Source organism: Pantoea sp. GCM10028869, assembly GCF_042666835.1.
Taxonomy (GTDB): Bacteria; Pseudomonadota; Gammaproteobacteria; order Enterobacterales; family Enterobacteriaceae; genus Pantoea; species Pantoea leporis.
Map to the genome: position 1 here is coordinate 401,902 of NZ_JBHTGO010000005.1, position 23,565 is coordinate 425,466.

Genomic DNA, 23,565 nt, shown 5'->3' on the forward strand with positions numbered 1-23,565 from the left:
GGACGCATGCAATGAAACATACCGTCGACGTGATGATCTCCGAGCAAGAGATCGCAACCCGAATTGCCGAACTGGGCAAGCAGATCAACGAGCACTACCGCAACAGCGGCAGCGAAATGGTGCTGGTGGGCTTGCTGCGCGGCTCCTTTATGTTTATGGCCGATCTGTGCCGCGCCATCGACGTGCCGCATGAAGTCGACTTTATGACGGCGTCAAGCTACGGCAGCGGCATGTCGAGCAGCCGCGATGTGAAAATCCTCAAAGATCTCGATGAAGATATTCGCGGCAAGGATGTGCTGATCGTGGAAGACATCATCGATTCCGGCAATACGCTGAGCAAAGTGCGTGAAATCCTGCGCCTGCGCGAGCCAAAGTCACTGGCGATTTGTACCTTGCTGGATAAGCCAGAGCGTCGTGAAGTGGACGTCACCGTCGAATTTGTTGGCTTTACCATTCCCGATGAGTTCGTGGTCGGCTTTGGTATCGATTACGCCCAGCGCTATCGCCATCTGCCGTATATCGGCAAAGTTATCCCGACCGGTGAATAACCGCACAATCGTCCAAGGCTAAACTTCCCCGCCTGCGATACACTGCGCAGCCCGTAAGCCAACGGTTTATGGGCTGGCTCGACTCTCTGCTAAACTCCATTGATTTCTTAATGTTAATGACCGCGACATCGCTCGTGCGCATTACCATTTTCATAGGCCTTTGATGTCTCTACAACAAGGTATGGATTCGCAATGACATATGCACTGGAAATTTCCGGGCTGACCAAAACCTATCCCGGCGGCGTACAGGCGCTGAAAGGACTCGATCTCAACGTGGAAGCGGGCGACTTTTACGCCCTGCTGGGGCCAAACGGCGCCGGTAAATCCACCACCATCGGTATTATCAGCTCGTTAGTGAATAAAACCGGCGGCAGCGTGCGCGTGTTTGGCTATGACCTGCAAAAAGATGTGGTCAACGCCAAGCGCCAGCTTGGGCTGGTGCCGCAGGAGTTCAACTTCAACCCGTTTGAAACCGTAATGCAGATTGTGGTCAATCAGGCTGGTTATTACGGTGTTGAACGCGCTGAAGCTAACAAGCGCGCGGAAAAATACCTCAATCAGCTCGACCTGTGGGGCAAACGCAACGAACGTGCGCGCATGCTTTCGGGCGGTATGAAGCGCCGCCTGATGATCGCGCGTGCGCTGATGCATGAGCCGAAGCTGCTGATCCTCGATGAACCGACCGCCGGCGTAGATATCGAACTGCGCCGTTCGATGTGGAGTTTCCTGAAAGAGCTGAATATTAAAGGCACCACCATCATCCTCACCACGCACTATTTGGAAGAGGCGGAAATGCTGTGCCGCAATATCGGTATTATTCAGAGCGGCGAGCTGGTGGAGAACACCTCGATGAAAGGGTTGCTCTCCAAGCTGCAATCCGAAACCTTTATCCTCGATCTGGCGCCGCGTAGCCCGCTGCCGCAGCTGGAGGGCTTCCAGTATCGACTGGTCGATACCTCGACGCTGGAAGTGGAAGTGATGCGTGAGCAAGGTCTGAACAGCGTGTTCAGCCAGCTGAGCACGCAGGGCGTGCAGGTGCTAAGTATGCGTAACAAAGCTAACCGCCTTGAGGAGCTGTTCGTCAGCCTGACACAGGGAAAAACAGGAGTGAAAGCATGACGCACTTGTATTGGGTGGCGCTCAAGAGCATCTGGAGCAAAGAGATCAACCGCTTCGCCCGCATCTGGATTCAGACGCTGGTGCCGCCGGTGATCACCATGACGCTCTACTTCATCATCTTCGGCAATCTGATCGGTTCACGCATCGGCGATATGCACGGTTTCAGCTACATGCAGTTTATCGTGCCGGGCCTGATCATGATGGCGGTGATCACTAACGCTTATGCCAACGTGGCATCGTCGTTCTTTAGCGCCAAATTTCAGCGCAACATTGAAGAGCTGCTGGTGGCACCGGTGCCAACGCACATCATTATCGCCGGTTATGTCGGCGGCGGCGTGGCGCGCGGCGTGTGCGTGGGGATTTTGGTTACCGCGATTTCGTTGTTCTTCGTGCCGTTCCACGTGCATTCGTGGTCGATGGTGGCGCTGACGCTGTTGCTGACGGCGATTCTGTTCTCACTGGCGGGCCTGCTGAATGCGGTATTCGCGCGCACTTTTGACGATATCAGCCTGATTCCCACCTTCGTGCTGACGCCGTTAACCTATCTCGGCGGCGTATTCTACTCGCTGACGCTGCTGCCGCCGTTCTGGCAAGCGGTGTCGAAGCTGAATCCGGTGGTGTATATGATCAGCGGCTTCCGTTACGGTTTCCTCGGCATCAACGATGTGCCGCTGGTGTTCACGCTGTCGGTGCTGATCGCCTTTATCGTGGTGTTTTATGTGCTGGTGTATTCGCTGATTCAGCGTGGGCGCGGGTTACGGACCTAACCTGGCATAGCACCTCTGTCCCCTCCTTTGTAAAGGCCATTTTATGGCCTTTTTTTTCGTCCTGAGTTTGTCGCCTGTGGCATTAACACCTTCTTAACGGGTCAGGTTGAGATTGAGATATGTCTTAAACGCTGCCCTGTTTTGGCGCTTAAGACTGATGCTAACAGCCAATACCTTCTAAAGGTTGGACTTAAAATATTGAAGAAACTGGTCTTATTAAAATTTTATCCGCATCCGCTTTTCTCCTCGCTGCCTTATCCCGAAACGTCTTCCCTGATGTGACTTAATTTCCACAATAGATTGTTGTCATAAAAGGCTATCGGAACAGCATAAGACGTTTAGGCATTATGAAGCAGTTAACAGCAGTATTGAGCGCCATTCTTTTGGGCTTAATGGGGATTCATGCCGCGATGGCCAATATGAGCGTTTATCCCATGGTAATAAACCTGGATGAAAAGCGTAATGAAAACACGCCCATTCAAATCACCTCTAAAAGCGAAAATACCCAATATGTACGTGTGGTGGTTAAAGAGGTTATTCATCCTGCAACGCCAGAGGAACAAGAACGCGAAGTAAAAAGCTGGCAGGGTAAAAATATTGTGGTATCCCCGGTTAAGTTCGCTTTGCCTGCCGGAGCGAATAAACTCGTGCGGATTATAGCGCTGCAGCCGGTGAGTCATGAGCATGTTTACCGTATTTACTTTGAGCCGGTCGCCGCTTTAGACAGTGATGCACCGGCTGTGACCAATAAAATCAATGCTTCGATTGGCATGAGCTTAATTTGGGGTGTGCTGGTGCGCCAGCAACCATTAATCGCTCAGCCTGCCGTGGAATATGATCGACATAAACAGCAGTTGCATAATCGCGGTAATGTTCGCGTGATTCTGCAACGTTATAGTTATTGCAAAAAAGAGATGAAAGAGAATGCATGTCAATGGATCCAGGATCAACGCAGTGTCTATCCCGGTGAACGTTACACGCTGAAAATTCAGCCTAAGCATGGCGCTTTAAGGCTGGTATTTAAATTACAAGGAGAGGATCAAGAGAAAATAAGTGTCTTCCCTTGATTGTCCTGCGTAACGGCTAACATTAGCCAATTCAATAAAAGTGAATAAAGGAATAGGAAATGAAAGTGAAAGTACTCGCGGCAATGGCTTTAATGGGATGCATGGCCTTCAATGCCTATGCGGTTGATCAGGATATTACCGTCACGGCATCCATTGATCCCATGATGACATTAATGATGGAAGATGGCTCAAATCTACCCTCAGCGATTGAAATGAAGTATCTGGCCGATATGAATAAATTGGCGCCTAAAATTATTAATACCCGCGTGCATACCAATGATGTTGAAAAAGACCTCAACATCAAACTGTATAACGCAGCGCAATTGACGCACACCCTGACGCCAGCAAACACCATTCCGCTGACGGTGAAATTTGATGGGAAAGCGTTGACGACGACTAACACTACTTTTACCGCGACCAGCCTGTTTTCAACGGCAAAAGGTGCCGGTGCGTCGCGTTCCATTCCATTGGAAATCTCCAGCGGCAATGTTACGCCTGCAGCAGGTTTTTATACCGGTCTGGTAAGACTGGCAGTGGTGCAGGCACCTTAATGCTGTTGTGACAATCGTAATATTTCTGGCTTGAGATTTTAATTGTGAAAACGTTCTCCTGGTTAATTCTATTTTTGGTCGGTGCAGCGATTTATCCCTGCCTGGCGCAGAGCCAGGAGAACGTGCCATTAGGTTTTGAAGAGTTATTACTGGGTCAGCATGAATTACTGTCTGTGCGTTTAGCCAGCCATGACTTAGGGCTTTATGATGCGCTGGTAAAACCTGATGAAATCCAGTTTTCGCAACCAGAAAAATTGGTTCAGCGGATCAAAGAAATTTATGGTTTAAGTGAGGAACACGAAAAAAAGCTAACAACGGCTTTGCGTCAGCCACTCGCCCGTAATGGGCATAAAGCCTGTTTAAATGATGTTTCCTCAATACGTTGTGGGCAATTGGATACCGAAAGTGCTGCGCTAATTTATAATGAAAGCCGCAATGATGTTGATCTGTTTATTAACGTCACATGGCTGCCACTAGCCCCTGCGGGTACTGGCTATTACGCACCTGCGCTGAACGCGCACAATGCACTTATCCATCAGCAGCAAATCAATATCGCTACGTCTGACACAACTAAAAATATCAGCATTATAGGAAATGGTGCATTGGGATTGGGTGAAAAAAGTTATCTCTCCGGTAGCTGGCAAGCATTGTTCAATCAACAATCACATTACACGGAAAAAACATTTCGCCATGATGATCTGTATGTTCGTCATGATATTGGCACACGCCGCTATGTTCAGGCTGGCGAAATGGATAAGCGCAATCTCTATGGCGCGCTCGGCGGAAATTTTAATTTATCGTTATTACCGCTGCCTAAATTTTATGGAGTACGGCTGGGCACCACCCAAAGTTACGTTAATAACAGTGAAGAGAGCGAAACAACAACACCTATCACCTTATTATTATCGCGAACCACGCGGGTGGATGTTTATCGCGATGATGAACTGTTGGGTACGCAATACCTGCCCGCAGGCGTGGTGAAACTAAATAGTCAGGCATTTCCCCAGGGACGTTATCTTTTAACGTTGAAATTCTATGAAGAGGGCGCATTAAGCCGCGTACAACAATACCCGTTTAGCAAAACGACGCTGCAGCAGGGTCCGGCAGATTTTCAATGGTTCACACAGGTGGGGAAGGTGGCTGAGGCCGTTAATTCGGCGCCAGACGTTAAAAATCCTCCCCCTTTTGCTTTGCAGAGTGGCTTCAGAACGCGCCTTGCCGAACCGCTGACGATCACCAGCGCCGTTTCAGTGCTGGCAGGAGAAAGCTTTAATGAAACCCGTTTGGATTGGCAAAACGTCTCATCCCTCGGAATAGTCAATCTGGGAATCGGGGCAATGGCGAACAAACATGGGCTGGCTGGCAATATTCAGCAGCTTGCGATGACTAAAGGCGCAACGCTTTCCTTATATCGTTATCAGCAGCAAGGTAATACCTGCATATCGGCCACGCACGCAGGTCAATATCGTTGTTCACAGAGTCTGAATGCAACGCTTTCTGGTCAGCTTGCGGGCAGCGCGGTGTCGCTGGGATACAGCAAGAGCCGCGCCTCAGTAACGCCTGACGTTAGGCTTGATCCCGCGCCTTCATATCCGCGCTATGCAGATCAGCAGGCCAGTAAACAGACGCGCTGGCAGCTGGATATCAGCCGCAGTTTCACACTTAACACGCTATTAGTGTCGGCGCGTGCGGGCATCTTTCGTAGCATAAGTAGCGGTCAGGAACCCGATCGCGGTGGATACATCGGTATTTCCCTGTCCTATGTGCCGCGCGAGGAAGCCGCTTCGGATCGGCGTCACACTTCGCAGATTGGAGGCGAGTATCGCCGCCAACACAGCCAGGGGGCTGAAATGGGTTGGCAGGCTTCACATGCGGTTTCATGGTTTGCTCCGGAATATCGTGAATTAAGCGTGACCGCGACGGGCAGCCAGGGAGGCGAAATGTATTCTCAGCTCTCGGGGCGACGTGATGGGATGCATGGCAACGTCTATGGAACCTTATCCCATAACCAGGGTGGAACCAATTTAACCGGAAGCTATAACTCGGCCTTCGCCGCCACGTCTCAGGGATTTTGGTCGGGCAGCAGCGCAGGCAGCACGGATTCTCCGGCGGGTGTGGTGGTAAGTGTGGATGCTGACAGCGCGTTATCGGGTCCAGCGGCAGAAGTCATGGCCAATGGTCATACTTATGCGCTCAATTTTGGCGACAGTGCTTTTCTTCCGGCGGTGGGATATCAATCGGGCACGCACCGCATTCGTGAGAGCACATCGAGTGATAATCAGCAGGCCGCCACGCTCAGTACCGGTGGCAGTGAACAATCATTGTTTTTGCTGCCGGGTAAAATTGTGCAGCGCAAGGTAAAAGCGCGGCTGAATTTAACCTATGTCGGACGGGCGCTCAAAGAAAATGGTATGCCATTGCGCGACGCCAGGGTGATAAATACACCGGCGCAATTAGATAGCGACGGCGGCATGTTATTTGATAGCACACAGCGCATCACCACGCTTTATCTGCAGGAGTCGATGCAGATATACGCCTGCGCGCTACGTGTAAAGCAGCGTAAAAATGCTGTGCAGTTTATTGGTGAAGTGATGTGTCCGCTTATAGATGTGGCGGCGCTACCAGACGCGATGCGCAAGAATATAAGCCTCGCTGCGTTTAATAACCCTAATGGCTTCAAAAGCGAGTGACAAACAATGCCCTTTTTAACCCTTAGCTCACGCATATATAAGTGGGTAGGCATAATAATATGCGGCACGATGTTAATCACGCCAGTGGCCCATGCCGATCAGGAAGCGAGTGATATTAATAAAATTGTCACCGCCGCTGTATCCAAACAAAAACTACCGAGCAAAATTGATATTTTTGTACGCGAAATTGCTGGCTGGAAGGTGGATGATGCCCGGCGCTGGGGCTATGGCACCTATTTGTGCGACTCATCAACTGATCCGCAGCACGGGGCATGTGAAACCGGCGCGAAATATTCTGGCGGCGAAGCGGAATCTGAAATCGTATTAACTTTCACCGAGCGTAAAACGAAAAATAGCGTCAATCTGAAATTGATCGCTTACCGGCAGCCTTATGGGCGTGGCGAGGCTGCACGCTGCACCGGAGGCTATTTTACCCATGAACACTATGCCATTAACGATAAGTTCTCGCCCAACTGTGGCGGCTATCTGCGCCAGGGATCGGGCCTGAGCGTCTATATCAGTGCAGATCAGCTCGCGCTGTTGCCCAGCGGCGGCATATGGGAAGCCGATTTAAAAATAAATGTGATGCAGGGAGAGCCGTTTCAAAAAGCCGCGGAATGGCGCGTAAATATCCAATTGAATATCGATGACAATGCGGCGCAACTCTATTTTCCCGCGTTTCATACCGCTACGCCGCGTATGGCGCTTAACTTGCGTGATACGGGAAAAAATATGGCGGGCGCAGGCCACAGCTATCTGGATATGTGCATGTACGATGGTTATGGCGCCAACAGTCAATCTCTGCAATTAACGCTCTCTGATGGCGTAATGTTGCCCGATCGCAGCAGTACCGATTTCACGATTATTAAACAAGGCGCTTTGAACACGGATAAAAGCCAGCGTATCGATTTTCAGGCATTCGTGGAGTGGAATGGCATGACGCGTCAATTCACTAACCAGTCCGCGCTGATCATTCCCCGTAACGACTACGGTGACTACCGCTTAGTGATGTTGCCGGGAATCAATGTTCCGGTGGCCTGTACGCTGGGACGATTACGCTTATCGACGCCGGCCTTTGATCACGCGACTAAGGCGGCGGGTCAGTACTCAGGCACGCTGAGGCTGGAATTCAAAGTCGAAACCGGCATTCCGTAGCAGGCTGCGGGTTGTGGGAATCGAAAAAGGGCGCCGCTTTGGGCGCCCCTGAATTTAGGCCACCTGAACTGGTAACGCCTTAGCGAGGCGCTTCATTTCGTTATCGCCTTCGAAGTAGGCAACTTTCGGCTGCCAGCTGCGTGCGACTTCATCTTCGACCTGCACGTAAGAGCAGATGATCATGATGTCACCAGCGCAGGCGCAGCGTGCGGCGGCACCGTTGACTGAGATGATCTTCGAGCCACGTTCAGCGGCAATCGCGTAGGTGGAAAAACGCTGGCCGTTGGTGACGTTGTAAATGTCGATGGCTTCGTATTGCAGAATGCCGGAGGCGTCGAGGAAATCCTGGTCAATGGCGCAGGAACCTTCGTAATGCAAATCTGCCTGAGTGACTTTAACGCGATGCAGTTTGCCTTGAAGTACGGTGCGAATCATAACTGTCTAACCTTGTTAAGCTGCCAATAAACAACGGAAAACTACTCCGTCAGATCCACTTGCTGATTATCAATCAGACGCGCATTGCCGAGCCATGCGGCCATCAAAATCACCGCGCGCTGGCTGTCCACGTTCAGCGCTTGTAAGGTTTCGGCATCGCAAATCGCCAGTCCATCCGGACGGAAACCCTTCTCACGCAACGCCACTTCCGCTTGCTCGATAATCTCTTCAACATGGCGCTCGCCGTTGCTCAGACGTTCGGCCATGCTGTTCATCACCTGGCTAAGACCGGCTGCAATATTACGCTCGTCGGCGGTGAGATAGCCATTGCGCGAACTCAACGCCAGGCCATCTTTTGCGCGTACCGTTGGCACGCCCACAATCTCGATATCGAAGCCCATATCCGCCACCATCTTGCGGATAATCGCCAGCTGCTGGAAATCCTTCTCGCCGAAGCAGGCGATGTCTGGCTGCACCAGATTAAACAGTTTGCTGACGATGGTGGAGACGCCGCGGAAGTGTCCCGGACGGCTGGCGCCTTCCAGCAGCGATGATAAACCCGGCACTTCCACAAAGGTTTGGCTATCCAGGCCTTTGGGATAGACATCGGCGGGCGCGGGCGCAAACACCAGATCCACGCTATGACGATTCAGCTTCTCGCAGTCGTCCTGCAGCGTGCGCGGATAGCGCGCTAAATCGTCGGGACGATCAAACTGCATCGGATTGACGAAAATCGAGACCACTACAACGTCAGCGCGCTCGCGCGCTTCATCGACCAACGTCAGATGACCGTCGTGCAGGTTGCCCATGGTGGGCACCAGCGCAATACGTTTACCTGCCTGACGCCAGCGACGAATCTCACGACGCAGCATCGGCAGTGTTTCAATGATCAGCACTGCAAATCTCCTGATTTACTGGAAACTGTGTTCAGCGGCTGGATAGAGGCCCGCTTCAACGTCGGCGATATAGTGGCGAATCGCTGCACGAATGTCGCCGGTTTCTGCGAGGAAATTTTTGGCAAATTTGGGAATGTGACCGCCGGTAATGCCAAAGGCGTCGTGCATCACCAGAATCTGGCCGTCAGTGACGTTGCCCGCGCCGATGCCGATCACCGGCACCGACAGCGCTTTCGTAACGCGTTCCGCCAGCGCCACCGGCACGCACTCCAGCACCAGCAGCTGCATACCGGCGGCTTCCAGCGCCAGCGCATCGGCCAGCAGACGTTCAGCGGCGGCTTCATCGCGGCCCTGCACTTTGTAGCCACCGAAGATGTTCACCGACTGCGGCGTCAGGCCCAAATGGCCGCACACCGGCACGGCGCGCTCGGTTAGCATACGCACGGTTTCCGCCAGCCACTCGCCGCCTTCCAGCTTCACCATATTGGCGCCGGCGCGCATCAGCTGTGCGGCGTTAGTAAACGTCTGTTCTGGCGTGGGGTAACTCATAAACGGCAGATCGGCCATCAGCAGCGCCAGCGGTGCGCCACGGCGCACGGCGGCGGTGTGATAGGCGATATCGTCCACGGTGACCGGCAAGGTCGATTCGTGGCCCTGCACGGTCATGCCGAGCGAATCGCCAATCAGCATTATCTGAATGCCTTCATCGGCAAACAGGCGGGCAAAACTGAAGTCGTACGCCGTCAGCGTGGCAAATTTGCGCCCGCTGGTTTTAAGTTGGCGTAAATGGGAGAGGGTTGTTGGTTTCATCACACGCTCCAGAGTTTTCTGATGCGCGCAGTGTACTACGGCTTACTCAGACCACAAACGGATAGCGCTGCGATCCAGGGTGGCAAGAATCACAGATAAGGCTTGTCCATTCGGCAGCGACAATTGCGGGGCAATTTCCAGCAGCGGCACCAGCATAAAAGCGCGATTGTGCATGTCGTAGTGCGGCACGGTCAGGCGCGGCGTGTTAATGGTCTGGTTGCCAAACAGCATGATATCGAGATCCAGCGTGCGCGGTCCCCAGCGTTCAGCTTTGCGCACGCGACCGTGTTGCAGCTCAATGCGCTGGGTATGATCGAGCAGCGCCTCAGCGTCTAGCGCGGTTTTCAGCGCCACTACCGCATTAAGGTAATCAGGCTGATCCGGCGGGCCGTACGGCGGCGTGCGATACAGGGAAGATGTGGCGATGCGCGAGGTATGCGGAATGGCATCGAGCGCGGCCAACGCTGCATCAACCTGATGCAGCGGATCGGCCAGATTACTGCCTAAAGCGAGGTAAACGCGGGTCATTGCGGACTGTTTGTGCGAGGCCCGGTTGGACGGCGACGCGGACGGCGCGGTTTACGGCGCGGGGCCGGATCGTCGCCCAGCGTGGTCATCATGGTTTTCTGCTGCACCGGTGCCGCCGCCTGGAACTCGCCCCACCAATGCGTCAGCTTTTGCAGCTCAGGATTGTTTTCCACGTCGGCACGCAGCGCCATCAAATCGTAAGCGGCACGGAACTTAGGATGCTCCATCAGCTTCCACGCACGTTTGCCGTGACGACGCGACATGCGCAGCTGCAGCTGCCAGATATCACGAATCAGCGTGGTGATACGCTTGGGAATCGCCAGCGCGCGGCAGGCTTCATCCAGCGTTTCGTTCATCGACAGGGCGAAAGCATCGTAATAGGTCAGGCCGCTTTCCTGCGCAATGCGTTCGGCGGATTCCAGCTGCGGATACCAGAACATTGCGGCAAACAGGAAGGCCGGATTGACGCGCATATCATTTTGCAAGCGGGTATCCGTATTTTTCAGAACCTGCGCCAGCATACGTTCCATCAGGCTGTCGCTTTCGGCGGTGAAACCGCGCGTCAGCATCGGGAACAGCGGCTGGAACAGCTGATATTCACGCATCATCTGATAGGTGCGGTAGCCGTAACCAGCCTGCAGCAGCTTGAGCGACTCTTCAAACATGCGCGCCGGCGGGATGTCATTCAGCAGCGTCGCCAGACGCGGAATCGGCTCGGCCGTTTCTGCCGCGATACGCATCTGCAGCTTGGCGGCGAAGCGCACTACGCGCAGCATGCGCACCGGATCTTCGCGGTAGCGCGTTTCCGGATCGCCAATCATGCGAATGATGCCTTCGTGCAAATCGTGCAAGCCACCGACGTAATCACGTACGGTGAAATCGGCCACGCTGTAATAGAGGCTGTTGATGGTGAGATCGCGGCGTTGGGCATCGTCTTCAATGCTGCCGAAAATGTTGTCGCGCAGCAGCATGCCGTTCTGGCCGCGCTGCGAGCTGTTGCGATCTTCTTCGCTCTCTTCATGATGATGACCACGGAAGGTGGCGACTTCGATCACTTCCGGACCGAACATCACATGTGCCAGACGAAAACGACGACCCACCAAACGGCAGTTGCGGAACAGCTTGCGCATCTGTTCAGGCGTGGCGTTGGTGGTGATATCAAAGTCTTTCGGCTTGCTGCCGAGCAGCAAATCGCGCACGCCGCCGCCAACCAGGTAGGCTTCGAATCCGGCTTTGTTCAGACGATAGAGCACTTTGAGGGCGTTTTCGCTGATATCTTTGCGTGAGATGTTGTGGCTTTCTCGTGGAATGACAGTCATCTGACCAGGACTTTCAGCTTCCACCTCTTCAGGCGCCTCCTCATCACGCTTGAGGACTCTCCGGCAAAAATTAGCGACTCGGGTAAAAATGGGACACCTCGACAGTGAGAAAAAGGGTGTTAATAAAATCAGCGGCTAATCATAGCCTGTTGAGAACCATTTAGGAATGGTGATGTCGTTTCATCCTCTTTAAGACCGTTCTGCAACGGAATCAGGCGGATATTCCACTGCGCGACGGCCTGTTTCAACAGGCTTTCCAGCGATTCATCCTGCCAGCCAGCCGAAACCGGCTGACCAAGAAAGCGTAAAGCCTGCACCAGCAGCGGCCGCGCATCGCCAGCGGGCAGCGCGGGCGCATGATTCTGCTTGGAAAGCTTGTTGCCATCGCGATTGACCGCCAGCGGCAAATGCAGATAATCCGGCACTGGCCAGGCAAACTGCTGATACAGCGCAATCTGGCGCACCGTGGGCTCAATCAAATCCGCGCCGCGCACGATTTCCGTTACGCCCTGAAAATGGTCATCAACCACCACCGCGAGATTGTAGGCAAACAGCCCATCACGGCGATGGATAATAAAATCTTCCTGCGCCAGCTGCGCTTCAGCCTGTAAATGGCCACGCAGGCGATCGTCAAAGCCGCTAACCGGCGCATGCTGACGCAGGCGCAGCGCGGCGTTGTCCGGCGGCAGTTGCAAATCGCGGCAGTGACCATCGTAAAAACCGCCCAGTTGCTGAATGCGGCTGCGTGTACAGGTGCAGAAGTAACTTTGTCGATGCGTTTGCAGCCAGCTTAGCGCGGCGCGATAGGCATCGTGGCGCTGTGACTGCCATAAAACGTCGCCATCCCAGTAAAGACCATAATGTTCCAGCTGCTGTAAAATACGCGTTGCGGCACCGGGAACTTCACGCGGGGGATCGATATCTTCGATGCGCACCAGCCAGCGTCCCTGTTGCGCGCGCGCACTCAGGTAACTGCCTAACGCAGCAATCAGCGAACCAAAATGGAGGTCACCAGAAGGGGAGGGAGCGAAACGCCCAATGCAGTTTGAAGAATTCATAACGAAGTGTACCGCACGTCGGGAAAACAGGGATTTTCCCGGCTGTGCGGTAGCAATTTGCTTACGGCCATTAGCCAGCCATCTGCTTCTCGCGGATTTCTGCCAGCGTTTTGCAGTCAATGCAGAGATCGGCAGTCGGACGCGCTTCAAGGCGGCGAATACCAATTTCTACACCGCAGGAGTCGCAGTAACCGAAATCGTCGTCATCCACTTTCTTGAGCGTTTTCTCAATCTTTTTAATGAGTTTGCGCTCACGATCGCGGTTACGCAATTCCAGGCTGAACTCTTCTTCCTGCGCAGCACGGTCGACCGGATCCGGGAAGTTGGCAGCTTCGTCCTGCATATGTGACACAGTGCGATCTACTTCATCCCGAAGTTGGTTGCGCCAGGCTTCCAGAATCTTACGGAAATGGCCTAGCTGGGCGTCGTTCATATACTCTTCGCCCGGTTTCACCTGATACGGCTCCACTCCAGCGATGGCGAGGATACTCAGGGACGATGTTTTACGGTTTTGCCCTTCTTGCATGTTGTTTCTCCTGGATAACACGCACTTCCCTAGATACGTCAAGTTGCATGTGTGTTGACTGTGTGCCTGCAACCTAAACGATTTAGGGCTTATCGATTCCCATAAAGGGAAAAAACAGGCCGCTATAAATAGCAGAAGCAATCAAGGTTGGCAATTATTCCTGACCACTACTTGACAAGCCTCTGAACAATCGCGTATTCAGCGCCTCGCCCAGAACATTCCTATCACACCAAATTGCTTTAAATATTACAACGCTACGTTAATCGGTTGCGTAAGTAATATCTTTAACGGTGAAATTTGAGCTTGATACGCCAAAACTTCCACACCACCACGCTGCGCCTGTTCCAGTAGTTCTGCGTAGTGCACGTCGATATGGCGTGCCGGGGAAACGTCCTCAATCCCCGTATGCAGAACTGCGAACAACAAAACGGCTCGATGACCTTCTGCCACGATGGTGCTCAATTCGCGCAGATGTTTCTGTCCACGAGCCGTCACCGCATCCGGAAAATAGCCTTTACCTGCTTGTAAAAGGGTGACGGACTTGACTTCAATATAGCAGTTGGATCGGCCATCCGCTTGCAGCAGGAAGTCAATTCGGCTTTTTTCCGTGCCGTATTTCACTTCAGGCTGGCAGCGGCTGTAAGCGGATAATTCCGGAATCGTGTCGAGCGTCAGCGCCTCGCGCACCAGCTGATTGGCGCGCAGCGTATTCACGCAGATCCAGTGGTCTTGTTGGGTCTCGGTGAGTTCCCAACTGTGCGGATATTTCCGCGTGGCACTGCTGGATGTCGAATACCACACGGTGTCGCCCGGCGTGGCGCAGCCGGTCATCGCGCCGGTATTGGCGCAGTGAATGGTCAGCGTTTCACCTTCTGGCGTAACCACATCGGCTAAAAAGCGTTTGTAACGGGCAATCAAGCGGGCGGGTTTAAGCGGCGGATCGAATTCCATTTACTCTCCTGTGGATGATAGTAGCGGCCAGCGGGCCAGCGCCTGATAACGTGTGCGGCCGCGCGTCACGTTCGAAGCGAACAGCGCAAAATGGCGGATATCGGTGCGCCAGTGAAAACCGCGCGGCGGCAGCGCGATCTGTGACGCTGCTTGGCGCAACAGCGTGACGTGCGGATGAAACGGCTGCGGGCTCTGTGCGCAGCCATGACGTGCGGCTTGTGCGCGCAGCAGGCTGGCGAGCTGCAGTAATCCGCGCGGCGCCCGCTGACAACCGAGCCACACCACGCCGGGACGCGGCCAGTGACCGGCGTCATCCAAATCGAGGGCAAAACCGGGCTGTTCGATGCGTGAGGCCAGCAGCTGCAGCTTGCGTGACGTCTCATCGCTGACCTCGCCGAGAAACGCCAGCGTCAGGTGCAGGTTAGCCGCCGCCACCGGTTTCCCGGCTTCGGCAGCAAAATTATCCGCGCGCCACTGCACCAACTGTTGCTGGAGCGGAGCGGGCAGTTCAAGAGCAAAAAACAGACGTTGCGTTGCCAGGTTGGCCTCCGGTAATCCGCGCCTCAGAGTGCTACAATGCGCGCCATCTTAGCACAGGCATTTTGGGAGTTGAGTTTGAGTGAGTTACCGGTAAGCGAGGTGCTGCCTGCGTTGCTGGACGCGCTGGCGCAGTCGCCGCAGGTGTTGCTGGCGGCGCCGACCGGCGCAGGTAAATCGACCTGGCTGCCATTACAGCTGCTGCAACACACCCCATTGCCCGGCCGCATCATCATGCTGGAGCCGCGCCGACTGGCGGCACGCAACGTGGCGCAGCGTCTGGCAGAACAGCTTGGCGAGCAGCCGGGCGGCATCGTTGGCTATCGCATGCGCGGTGAAAACTGCTGCGGTGCCAACACGCGCCTCGAAGTGGTCACCGAAGGCATTTTGACGCGCATGTTGCAGCGCGATCCGATGCTGGAAGGCGTCTCGCTGGTGATCCTCGATGAATTCCATGAACGCAGCCTGCAGGCCGATCTCGCGCTGGCGCTGCTGCTCGATGTGCAGCAAGGATTGCGCGACGATCTGAAAATTCTGCTGATGTCGGCCACGCTCGATAATCAGCGTTTGCGTCAGCTGCTGCCGGATGCGCCCTTTGTGGTCTCTGAGGGCCGCAGTTTCCCTGTCACGCGCCGCTATGCTTCGCTCAACAGCCAGCAACGTTTTGAAGAAGCGGTAGCGCGCGAGGTGGCGCAACTGCTGCGCGAAGAGTCAGGATCGCTGCTGCTGTTCCTGCCCGGCGTGGCGGAGATCGAACGGGTTAAGCGCGAGCTGGAAGCGCGGGTCAGTGACGAGGTGGATCTTTCTCCTTTATATGGCGCGCTGTCGCTGGAGGCGCAACGCCGCGCCATCCTGCCGTCTCCGGCGGGCCGCCGAAAAGTGGTGCTGGCGACCAACATCGCCGAAACCAGCTTGACCATCGAAGGTATCCGCTTAGTGGTCGATAGCGCGCTGGAGCGCTCGGCGCAGTTTGACGTGCGCAGCGGCGTGACGCGGCTGCAAACGCAGCGTATCAGCCAGGCGTCGATGACGCAGCGCGCCGGTCGTGCTGGTCGACTGGAACCTGGCATCTGCCTGCATTTACTGCCGCAAGAGCAGGCGCTGCGTGCGGCGGCGCAGAGTGAACCGGAAATTCTCAATAGCGATTTGACCTCGCTGCAGATCGATCTGCTGCAATGGGGATGTCAGAATGCGTCGCAGCTTATGTGGCTTGACGCGCCGCCGCCGCGCAACTTGCGTGCGGCGTGCGAGCGGTTAACCCAGCTAGGCGCGCTGGAGAATCACCAGCTCAACGCGCGCGGTCGAAAAATGGCCGCGCTAGGCAGCGATCCGCGCCTGAGCGCGATTCTGGTGGCTGCCGGGCAAAACAACGATGCCATCGCCAGCGCCGCGCTGCTGGTGGCGATTCTGGAAGATCCGCCACGCAGCGGCAGCGCCGATCTGCGTGATGCGCTTAACCATCCGCAGTCGCACTGGCAGCGCCGCGCGCGTCAGTGGCAGAAGCGCCTCAACGCCAGCGGCGGCACCATTAATCCCGACCTGTTCCCGCAGCTGCTGGCCGCCGGTTTTGCCGATCGTCTGGCGCAGCGTCGTGGCGACAGCGCGCGCTATCAGCTGGCGAACGGCATTGGCGCGATGCTTAACGAGCAGGATGGTTTGAGCCGCTATGAGTGGCTGATTGCACCGACACTGCTGCAGGGCGCCAGCGCCGCCGAGGCGCGCATGTTACTGGCGCTGCCGGTGGATATCGACGCGCTGCGCCGCGAATGCCCCACCTTAATTGAGCAGCGTACCGACGTGGAGTGGGATGAAGATAAAGGCACTTTGCGCGCGTGGAAACGCGAACTGATCGGCGCGCTGGTCCTAAAAGCGCAGCCGCAGGCACGCCCGGAGGCGGAAATATTGCATCCGGCGATGCTGCGCTGGATCCGCGAAAAAGGATTGTCGGTGCTGGGCTGGAAAGAAGACGCCGAACAGCTACGCTTGCGGGTGCACTGTGCCGCGCAGTGGCTGCCGGAAGAGGCGTGGCCGGCGCTGGACGATGAAAGCCTGCTCGATACGCTTGAAAGCTGGCTGCTGCCGGAGATGAGCGCGGTACGCGATCTGAAAGGATTGCAGAGCATCAACCTTGTCAGCGCATTATTACATTTGCTGACATGGTCACAACGTCAGCGGCTGGATACTGTGCTGCCAACTCATTACACTGTGCCGACCGGAAGCCGCCTGCCGATCCGCTACGATGCAGAGAAGCCACCCGCGCTGGCGGTGCGGATTCAGGAGATGTTTGGCGAAGCACAGAATCCGGCGGTGGCCGATGGCCGCGTACCGCTGGTGTTAGAGCTGCTCTCGCCCGCGCATCGTCCGCTGCAGATCACCCGTGACCTCGCGGCGTTCTGGCGTGGTGCGTATCCCGAAGTGCAGAAAGAGATGAAAGGGCGCTATCCAAAGCATCCGTGGCCGGACGATCCGGCCAACGCCTTACCCACAAGGCGGACCAAGAAATTTTCATCGTGAAACGCTGTGGATCGAATTCAGAGGGTTCTGCCATGCGTCGCATGAGAAAGCAGTTAGAGTAACGGCCGCCGCCGTAGCAATACCTGGAGAATAAAAGCATGTCTGGGAACGATCGCGAACCTATCGGGCGCAAAGGAAAAGCGCCAAAGCCGCCGCGCAGCAGTGCGCGGCGGGGTCGCCGCAGGGAACTTGATGATGATATCGATCAGGACGATTTTGACGAAGAAGATGAGGAGAGTGGACCGGTGCCACCAAAAAGTAAAAAACGTCCGCCACGCGGCAAACGTCGCTGGTTGGGCTGGTTGATTAAACTCTTCCTGGTCTTTGTGGTGGTGATGGCCGCCTGGGGCGTCTATCTCGACTCGGAAATCCGCAGCCGCATCGACGGTAAAGTGTGGCAACTGCCGGCCGCCGTTTATGGCCGCATGGTTAGCCTCGAGCCGGGCATGTCGTACGACAAAAAAGAGATGATTGCGCTGCTGGAAGGCACGCAGTATCGCGAAGTGTCGCGCATTACCCGTCCGGGCGAGTTTAGCGTCAAAGGCAACACCATTGATCTGCTGCGCCGTCCGTTTGATTTCCCGGACAGCAAAGAGGGGCAGATCAACGCGCGCCTGACCTTTAGCAACAATGAGCTGAGCGAGATTAAAAATCTCGATACCGGCCGCGATTTTGGCTTCTTCCGCCTCGATCCGCGCCTGATCACCATGTTGCAGTCGCCGAACGGTGAACAGCGTCTGTTCGTGCCGCGCGCCGGTTTCCCGGATCTGCTGGTGAGCACCTTGATCGCCACTGAAGATCGCCACTTCTACGAGCACGACGGCATTAGCCCGTATTCGATTGGTCGTGCGTTCCTCGCCAACATCACCGCCGGTAAAGCGGTGCAGGGCGGTAGTACGCTGACGCAGCAGCTGGTGAAAAACCTGTTCCTCACCAATGAGCGTTCGCTGTGGCGTAAAGCGCGTGAAGCCTATATGGCGGTGATCATGGATGCGCGCTACAGCAAAGATCGCATCCTCGAGCTGTATCTCAATGAGGTGTATCTCGGCCAGACCGGTAATGACCAGATCCGCGGTTTCCCGCTGGCGAGCCTTTACTACTTTGGTCGTCCGGTGGATGAGCTGAGCCTCGATCAGCAGGCGATGTTGGTCGGCATGGTGAAAGGCGCATCGCTGTACAATCCATGGCGTAACCCGAAACTTGCGCTGGAGCGACGTAATCTGGTGCTGCGTTTGTTGCAGCAGCAGAACGTCATCGATCAGGAACTGTATGACATGCTGTCGGCGCGTCCGCTTGGCGTGCAGCCAAAAGGCGGCGTGATCACGCCTCAGCCGGCATTTATGCAGATGGTGCGTAACGAGCTGCAGGCTAAGCTCGGCGACAAAATGAAAGATCTCTCCGGCGTGAAGATTTTCACCACGCTGGATGCGATTTCGCAGGATGCCGCAGAGAAAGCGGTGATTGAAGGCATTCCAACGTTGAAAAAACAGCGTGGCCTGAAAGATCTTGAAACCGCGATGGTGGTAGTGGATCGCTTCAGCGGTGAAGTGCGCGCCATGGTCGGCGGTGCCGATCCGCAGTTCGCCGGTTACAACCGCGCGCTGCAGGCACGTCGTTCGATTGGCTCGCTGGCAAAACCGGCCACCTATCTCACCGCGCTGAGCCAGCCGAACAGCTATCGCCTCAACAGCTGGATCGCCGATGAACCGATTGCGCTGAAACAGCCGAACGGCAGCATCTGGAAACCGATGAATGACGATCGTCGTTTCAGCGGCAAAGTGATGCTGGTGGATGCGCTGACCAACTCGATGAACGTGCCAACCGTCAACCTCGGTATGACGCTGGGACTGGATGCGGTGGTCGATACCTGGAACAAGCTCGGTGTGCCGAAAGATCAGCTGCATCCGGTGCCGTCAATGCTGCTGGGTGCACTGAACCTGACGCCGATTGAAGTGGCGCAGGCGTTCCAGTCGATTGCCAGCGGCGGTAACCGCGCTGAGCTGTCGGCGGTACGTTCGGTGATTGCGGAAGATGGCACGGTGCTGTATCAGAGCTATCCGCAGGCGCAGCGTGTTGAACCGGCGCAGGCGGCGTATCTGACGCTCTACACCATGCAGCAGGTCGCCGATCACGGTACCGCGCGTGCGCTGGGTGCGCGTTATCCTAAAGCGCATCTGGCTGGCAAAACCGGTACCACCAATGACCTGATCGATAGCTGGTTCGCCGGTATTGATGGCAAAGAAGTGGCGATTACCTGGGTTGGCCGCGATAACAACCAAACCTCGAAGCTGTACGGTGCCAGCGGTGCAATGCAGCTTTATCGTCGCTATCTCGATAACCAGGCGCCAATGCCGCTGGTGCTGACGCCGCCGGAAGATATCACGCAGATGAATATCGATTCTGCCGGTAACTTTATCTGCGGTACGGGCAGCAGCACATGGCGTTCGTTGCCGGTGTGGTCGCTGGATCCGAACGCGCTGTGTCAGCAGCAGCAAGAGCAGGTTCAGCAACAACAGCAGCAGTTGCAGCAGCAACAAGAGCAGCAACAGCAACAGCAGCAACAACATCAGCCACAGAATGAGCAGAAAGATTCTGACGGCGTGGCGGGTTGGATTAAAGATATGTTCGGCAGCAAATAAGTTGCTGAGAAAACACAGGGCGCTGCGGCGCCCTTTTTTATTGGGATAGGTGGTTAGCTGGGCTGATTCTTACAATTACTTTTGCGAATATCAATAACCATACCAGTACTTTGCGTCACGAGAACTTCCAGGCTTTTTACTGCAACGTCTCGTGCATGTAGCAGTGAATCTGCAGGTTCCTCGCCAAAATTAACGGTTCTCATCGGTGTGGCGGTACGCTCAGGATTAATGCAGTTCACTTTGACTTTATCCTCAATCCACTCTTCCGCCAGCGCCTGAGTCAGATTGACTACCGCAGCTTTTGCCGATGAGTAAAGGGCGTAAAAAGCCCGTCCACGAGTGTAAGAACTGGATGTGAAATTCAATAACATGCCGGAGTTGCAGATTAACCGCTCTTTTGCCGCAATTGCCACGTTTACGGCTCCCAGATAATTAATGTTAATCAGCGCCATCACTTCCTGCTGAGTAAGCGTGGAGAGCGGTTTCTTAATCAAGACACCCGCAGTGTTGACGATAAAATCAATATTGCCATGCTCGGCAACAATGTCAGTTAAATAGTTTTTTACGCTGTCGAGATGAGTAATGTCGATATCATTATGTGAACGACTGGCAATATGTACTTTGGCCCCACACAGCGTGGCAACTTTCATCATCTCCAGACCAATTCCGCTACCTCCACCAAAAATAACCATATGCTTATCGCGCAGGAAATCGAGATTTGCAGAATTCAATGCGTGTGAGCTTTTCTCCTGCAGCAATTTCTCTGCGATAAAGAGATCAAGTGGATGGGTGATTTTAATATTGTTCTCATCGCCCTCTACGGTAATAACACGCGTTTCAGGCAGCATATTACGCAATACTCCGCAGTCGCAGGTAAACGTAAACTTACCCATGGCCGCTGCTTTCTCATAAGCCTGGCGAATTTTTTCCAGACGAAATGCCTGAGGGGTCTGGCCTCGGCGCATGCTGGCACGATGAGGAATATTGGCAATGCAGCCATCATCGTGAACTTCTACTAAAGTATCTGCTGAGGGGATCACCACATCTACGGCGTCAAAGGATTCAAGTGCATCTACGCATTTGCGAATAATAGTGTCGCTAATTAATGGACGCACGGCATCATGCAGTAAGATTTTACAATGACCGTCATAGTTGATAAGGGTTTTCAGCGCGGAATATGTTGAGTCAAAACGTTCCTTACCGCCGTTCACCACTTTACTCACTTTGTGCCACTGATTTTTTGCCACCAACTCCCACATGTAATCGATGTACTCATTTTGTGAGACGATAATAATTTCATCAATGTCGGCCGATTTTTCAAAACGTTCGATGGTGTATTCAATCACGGCACGTCCCGCTAACTTGGCGAATTGTTTTGGCTTGTCGCTGCCAAAGCGGGTGCCTGTACCGCCAGAAAGTATTATGGCTACATTTTTCATTTTTTATTCCGCCGCTTGCGGTCTGAGTGATGAACAAATAATTTCAGCGATTTTCTCGCCCGCTGTTCTCTCTTCTATCTGCAGTTCCTCACGCAGGACTTGTTCCCGGCGCACTTTCATTGCATCGTGACCCGCGACAATGTTGTCTACAAAGGTGAAAATATCCTTTTCACACCAGGCAACGTCGTAGGCGTCATAAATGAATTCTGCAGTGCGGTTCAAACCGTGACAGGTTTCGTGAGTGAGGTAGAGGATGGGTTTTTTCGACGGCAGATATTCCAGCAGGAAGGAACCGGCGTCCGCAATGAGTGCATCGGAACGCGCAAAAGTCAGCGTGTAATCATGCCCGAGATCCCACTCCAGATTGGTGTGTTGCTGCGACGCGCGCTGTAACTGCTGATAAAGACTTTGTGCCGTTGGGTTGGCTTCACCTATCCATTGGCTCAGCAGCGGATGGGGGCGAATGATCAGATGAATGTCCTGACGCTCAATCAGTTTTAAGAACGCCGAGCAGTAAAGGCTGAACGTGGTGTACATCTTCTGGTCGCCAGGCAGTACGAAATGCGGCGTCCACAGGAAGGTGGTTACCGTTTGAGCCGGCAGGTTATCCGTGAGATGGAAACGACGCTGATAGTGGTCAAATTTAGGATGGCCGGTAACGTGCACATGGCGATTTCCTGCCTGACACTGCAGCGCAAACTCAGTTTTATGTTTTTCCGAGCGGGCAAATATCCACGTCGCCAGATTTTGACAAAGCAAATTATATTGATACACCATGCTCTCTGCGCCAATTCCGGTATCGAGCGCATAAGGGATGTAAGCGATTTTCACGCCGCGCTCATGCAGGTAGTCGCTGCGAAAGGCTTCGGGGCGTGCTTCGTCGTAAGGGTTTTGCAAGAACACCACATCGGGCTGACGCTCCTCTAACTGGTAGTCTTCAAATCCTGTGTAATCCAGCCCTCTTTCACGCAGAATCTCACGCTGAATATCGCCATTAACATCGCTCGCCTTCCAGTTCAGGTAAGGCACCACCACGATGCGGCAATCGAACGCGGGATTGGCCTGCATCGCCTCAATCACCGATTCAAAGTTCGTCCAACCCGGTGGCCACTGGAAGTAAAAGTCGACTTTAATTGGGCCTGAAGTGGAGGGTTTGAATTTGGCGGGCGCAACGATTTGACTCAACGGTTTTCTGAAGAGTGCGCGGTAATCTACCGTTCTATTTTCGATATCGCTTTTATCGAGCCGTTGTACACCGGCGTTGGGGAATACGCCCAGCCAAAGATCCTGCTGCATCAGGCTATTCCAGTGCACATCAAGGGCATATTGTGCCTGCGCACCACCTTGCAATTGCGCCTGCAGCGCCTCGTGATAGTTTTCAATCAGCGTGGTGTAATAGCGGTGATTTACGATATAGGCGCATGCGCACCACGCGAAGTTAGCGCGCACGATATAGTCCACGCTCTTTAACGGCGTGACTCGGCGGTAATTGGCCGCCAGAAAAGCCACTTGCCAGTTGATTTGCGGCAGGGCGGCAAAGTAGCGGTTGAGATTGTCGTAGTTCTTCTGGCTTTCATTGAAGCTAAAATCATCCTCCAGAATCAGCACGCGCTCCCAGCCGTTATCGCGTGCCATCTCCAGCGCGGCGATATGCGATTGCGTGCAGCCGATGTAGCCCTTTTCATGCTTGATCGCGTCCAGGCGAACGATTTTTTCAGCGGTTAAACCCAGCTTTTTAAGTTGTTTAGTGATGCGGGTTAATCGGTCTTTGCGTTTCTTCAAATTGATGAAGATAACGCGATCAACAATGTTCCAGTTTATAGCGGTCATAAGTGTGTCTGCAGGAAGGAGAATGCAGGAGATAAGCAATTAGCGGGCCATTTTTTAAATTTATGATTTTACTCGTTATCGTTGGTTTGGTGCTCTGTCGGGATGTAATAAACTTCCTCTGTGCGGCAATGCAATTTCCCGATTGCCGGTCTCCGCTCCTTTTATTGCTCATTTATTATTTGCGAT

General features: G+C 54.2%; 20 protein-coding genes. 9 read left to right on the top strand and 11 right to left on the bottom strand.

The window, feature by feature from the left end; translation table 11 throughout:
• Nucleotides 1–11: 11 nt before the first annotated feature.
• From hpt to ACFQW4_RS15870, 7 genes are all read left to right on the top strand, one after another.
• The gene (hpt, locus tag ACFQW4_RS15840) at nucleotides 12–548 is read left to right on the top strand and encodes a hypoxanthine phosphoribosyltransferase (protein WP_192235688.1); all 537 of its coding nucleotides are present in this window, start codon (nucleotides 12–14) and stop codon (nucleotides 546–548) included.
• A 192-nt stretch (nucleotides 549–740) separates the two neighbouring features.
• Nucleotides 741–1,667: an ABC transporter ATP-binding protein gene (locus ACFQW4_RS15845; protein ID WP_101762077.1), complete on the top strand. Its 927-nt coding sequence runs from the start codon at nucleotides 741–743 to the stop codon at nucleotides 1,665–1,667.
• Nucleotides 1,664–2,434, top strand: a complete 771-nt coding sequence (locus tag ACFQW4_RS15850; protein ID WP_101762076.1) for an ABC transporter permease — start codon at nucleotides 1,664–1,666, stop codon at nucleotides 2,432–2,434. The genes ACFQW4_RS15845 and ACFQW4_RS15850 overlap by 4 nt, the downstream gene beginning before the upstream one ends.
• Nucleotides 2,435–2,781: 347 nt before the next feature.
• Nucleotides 2,782–3,501: a fimbrial protein TcfA gene (locus tag ACFQW4_RS15855; RefSeq protein ID WP_101762075.1), complete on the top strand. Its 720-nt coding sequence runs from the start codon at nucleotides 2,782–2,784 to the stop codon at nucleotides 3,499–3,501.
• A gap of 59 nt (nucleotides 3,502–3,560) precedes the next feature.
• Complete coding sequence (locus ACFQW4_RS15860; protein WP_377726140.1) at nucleotides 3,561–4,052, top strand: CS1 type fimbrial major subunit; 492 nt, start codon at nucleotides 3,561–3,563, stop codon at nucleotides 4,050–4,052.
• A gap of 44 nt (nucleotides 4,053–4,096) precedes the next feature.
• Nucleotides 4,097–6,742, top strand: a complete 2,646-nt coding sequence (locus ACFQW4_RS15865) for a TcfC E-set like domain-containing protein (protein WP_377726142.1) — start codon at nucleotides 4,097–4,099, stop codon at nucleotides 6,740–6,742.
• A 69-nt stretch (nucleotides 6,743–6,811) separates the two neighbouring features.
• Nucleotides 6,812–7,897 carry a CfaE/CblD family pilus tip adhesin gene (locus tag ACFQW4_RS15870; protein WP_377726144.1) on the top strand — a complete coding sequence of 362 codons (1,086 nt, stop codon included), beginning with the start codon at nucleotides 6,812–6,814 and terminating at the stop codon, nucleotides 7,895–7,897.
• A 54-nt stretch (nucleotides 7,898–7,951) separates the two neighbouring features.
• Here ACFQW4_RS15870 and panD read toward each other — a convergent pair whose 3' ends face one another.
• The 9 genes from panD to thpR all read right to left on the bottom strand — a co-directional run bounded on the left by panD (nucleotide 7,952) and on the right by thpR (nucleotide 14,960).
• Entirely contained in the window at nucleotides 7,952–8,332 is a 381-nt protein-coding gene (gene panD, locus ACFQW4_RS15875; RefSeq protein WP_007888760.1) for an aspartate 1-decarboxylase, read from the bottom strand.
• A gap of 41 nt (nucleotides 8,333–8,373) precedes the next feature.
• Nucleotides 8,374–9,228: a pantoate--beta-alanine ligase gene (gene panC, locus ACFQW4_RS15880; RefSeq protein WP_101762070.1), complete on the bottom strand. Its 855-nt coding sequence runs from the start codon at nucleotides 9,226–9,228 to the stop codon at nucleotides 8,374–8,376.
• Nucleotides 9,229–9,243: 15 nt separating this feature from the next.
• Complete coding sequence (gene panB / locus ACFQW4_RS15885) at nucleotides 9,244–10,038, bottom strand: 3-methyl-2-oxobutanoate hydroxymethyltransferase (protein WP_377726147.1); 795 nt, start codon at nucleotides 10,036–10,038, stop codon at nucleotides 9,244–9,246.
• A 42-nt stretch (nucleotides 10,039–10,080) separates the two neighbouring features.
• Entirely contained in the window at nucleotides 10,081–10,566 is a 486-nt protein-coding gene (folK, locus tag ACFQW4_RS15890) for a 2-amino-4-hydroxy-6-hydroxymethyldihydropteridine diphosphokinase (RefSeq protein ID WP_192412368.1), read from the bottom strand.
• On the bottom strand, nucleotides 10,563–11,975 hold the full coding sequence (gene pcnB, locus ACFQW4_RS15895; protein ID WP_206098210.1) for a polynucleotide adenylyltransferase PcnB: 1,413 nt from the start codon (nucleotides 11,973–11,975) through the stop codon (nucleotides 10,563–10,565). The genes folK and pcnB overlap by 4 nt, the downstream gene beginning before the upstream one ends.
• 38 nt (nucleotides 11,976–12,013) lie before the next feature.
• Nucleotides 12,014–12,943: a tRNA glutamyl-Q(34) synthetase GluQRS gene (gene gluQRS, locus ACFQW4_RS15900; protein ID WP_377726149.1), complete on the bottom strand. Its 930-nt coding sequence runs from the start codon at nucleotides 12,941–12,943 to the stop codon at nucleotides 12,014–12,016.
• Between the two features lie 70 nt (nucleotides 12,944–13,013).
• Entirely contained in the window at nucleotides 13,014–13,469 is a 456-nt protein-coding gene (gene dksA, locus ACFQW4_RS15905; RefSeq protein WP_007888770.1) for an RNA polymerase-binding protein DksA, read from the bottom strand.
• A 246-nt stretch (nucleotides 13,470–13,715) separates the two neighbouring features.
• Entirely contained in the window at nucleotides 13,716–14,420 is a 705-nt protein-coding gene (gene sfsA / locus ACFQW4_RS15910; protein ID WP_377726152.1) for a DNA/RNA nuclease SfsA, read from the bottom strand.
• Nucleotides 14,421–14,960, bottom strand: a complete 540-nt coding sequence (gene thpR, locus ACFQW4_RS15915) for an RNA 2',3'-cyclic phosphodiesterase (RefSeq protein ID WP_101762064.1) — start codon at nucleotides 14,958–14,960, stop codon at nucleotides 14,421–14,423.
• Between the two features lie 36 nt (nucleotides 14,961–14,996).
• Between thpR and hrpB the strand changes: the two genes are divergently transcribed.
• Together hrpB and mrcB are read left to right on the top strand one after the other, a co-directional pair.
• Nucleotides 14,997–17,471 carry an ATP-dependent helicase HrpB gene (hrpB, locus tag ACFQW4_RS15920; protein ID WP_377726154.1) on the top strand — a complete coding sequence of 825 codons (2,475 nt, stop codon included), beginning with the start codon at nucleotides 14,997–14,999 and terminating at the stop codon, nucleotides 17,469–17,471.
• Between the two features lie 98 nt (nucleotides 17,472–17,569).
• Nucleotides 17,570–20,110: a bifunctional glycosyl transferase/transpeptidase gene (gene mrcB, locus ACFQW4_RS15925; RefSeq protein ID WP_217549063.1), complete on the top strand. Its 2,541-nt coding sequence runs from the start codon at nucleotides 17,570–17,572 to the stop codon at nucleotides 20,108–20,110.
• A 53-nt stretch (nucleotides 20,111–20,163) separates the two neighbouring features.
• Here mrcB and ACFQW4_RS15930 read toward each other — a convergent pair whose 3' ends face one another.
• Nucleotides 20,164–21,549, bottom strand: coding sequence for a bifunctional cytidylyltransferase/SDR family oxidoreductase (locus ACFQW4_RS15930; RefSeq protein WP_280172470.1), 1,386 nt, complete (start codon nucleotides 21,547–21,549; stop codon nucleotides 20,164–20,166).
• Between the two features lie 3 nt (nucleotides 21,550–21,552).
• On the bottom strand, nucleotides 21,553–23,379 hold the full coding sequence (locus tag ACFQW4_RS15935; RefSeq protein ID WP_377726156.1) for a glycosyltransferase family 25 protein: 1,827 nt from the start codon (nucleotides 23,377–23,379) through the stop codon (nucleotides 21,553–21,555).
• Nucleotides 23,380–23,565: the final 186 nt, after the last annotated feature.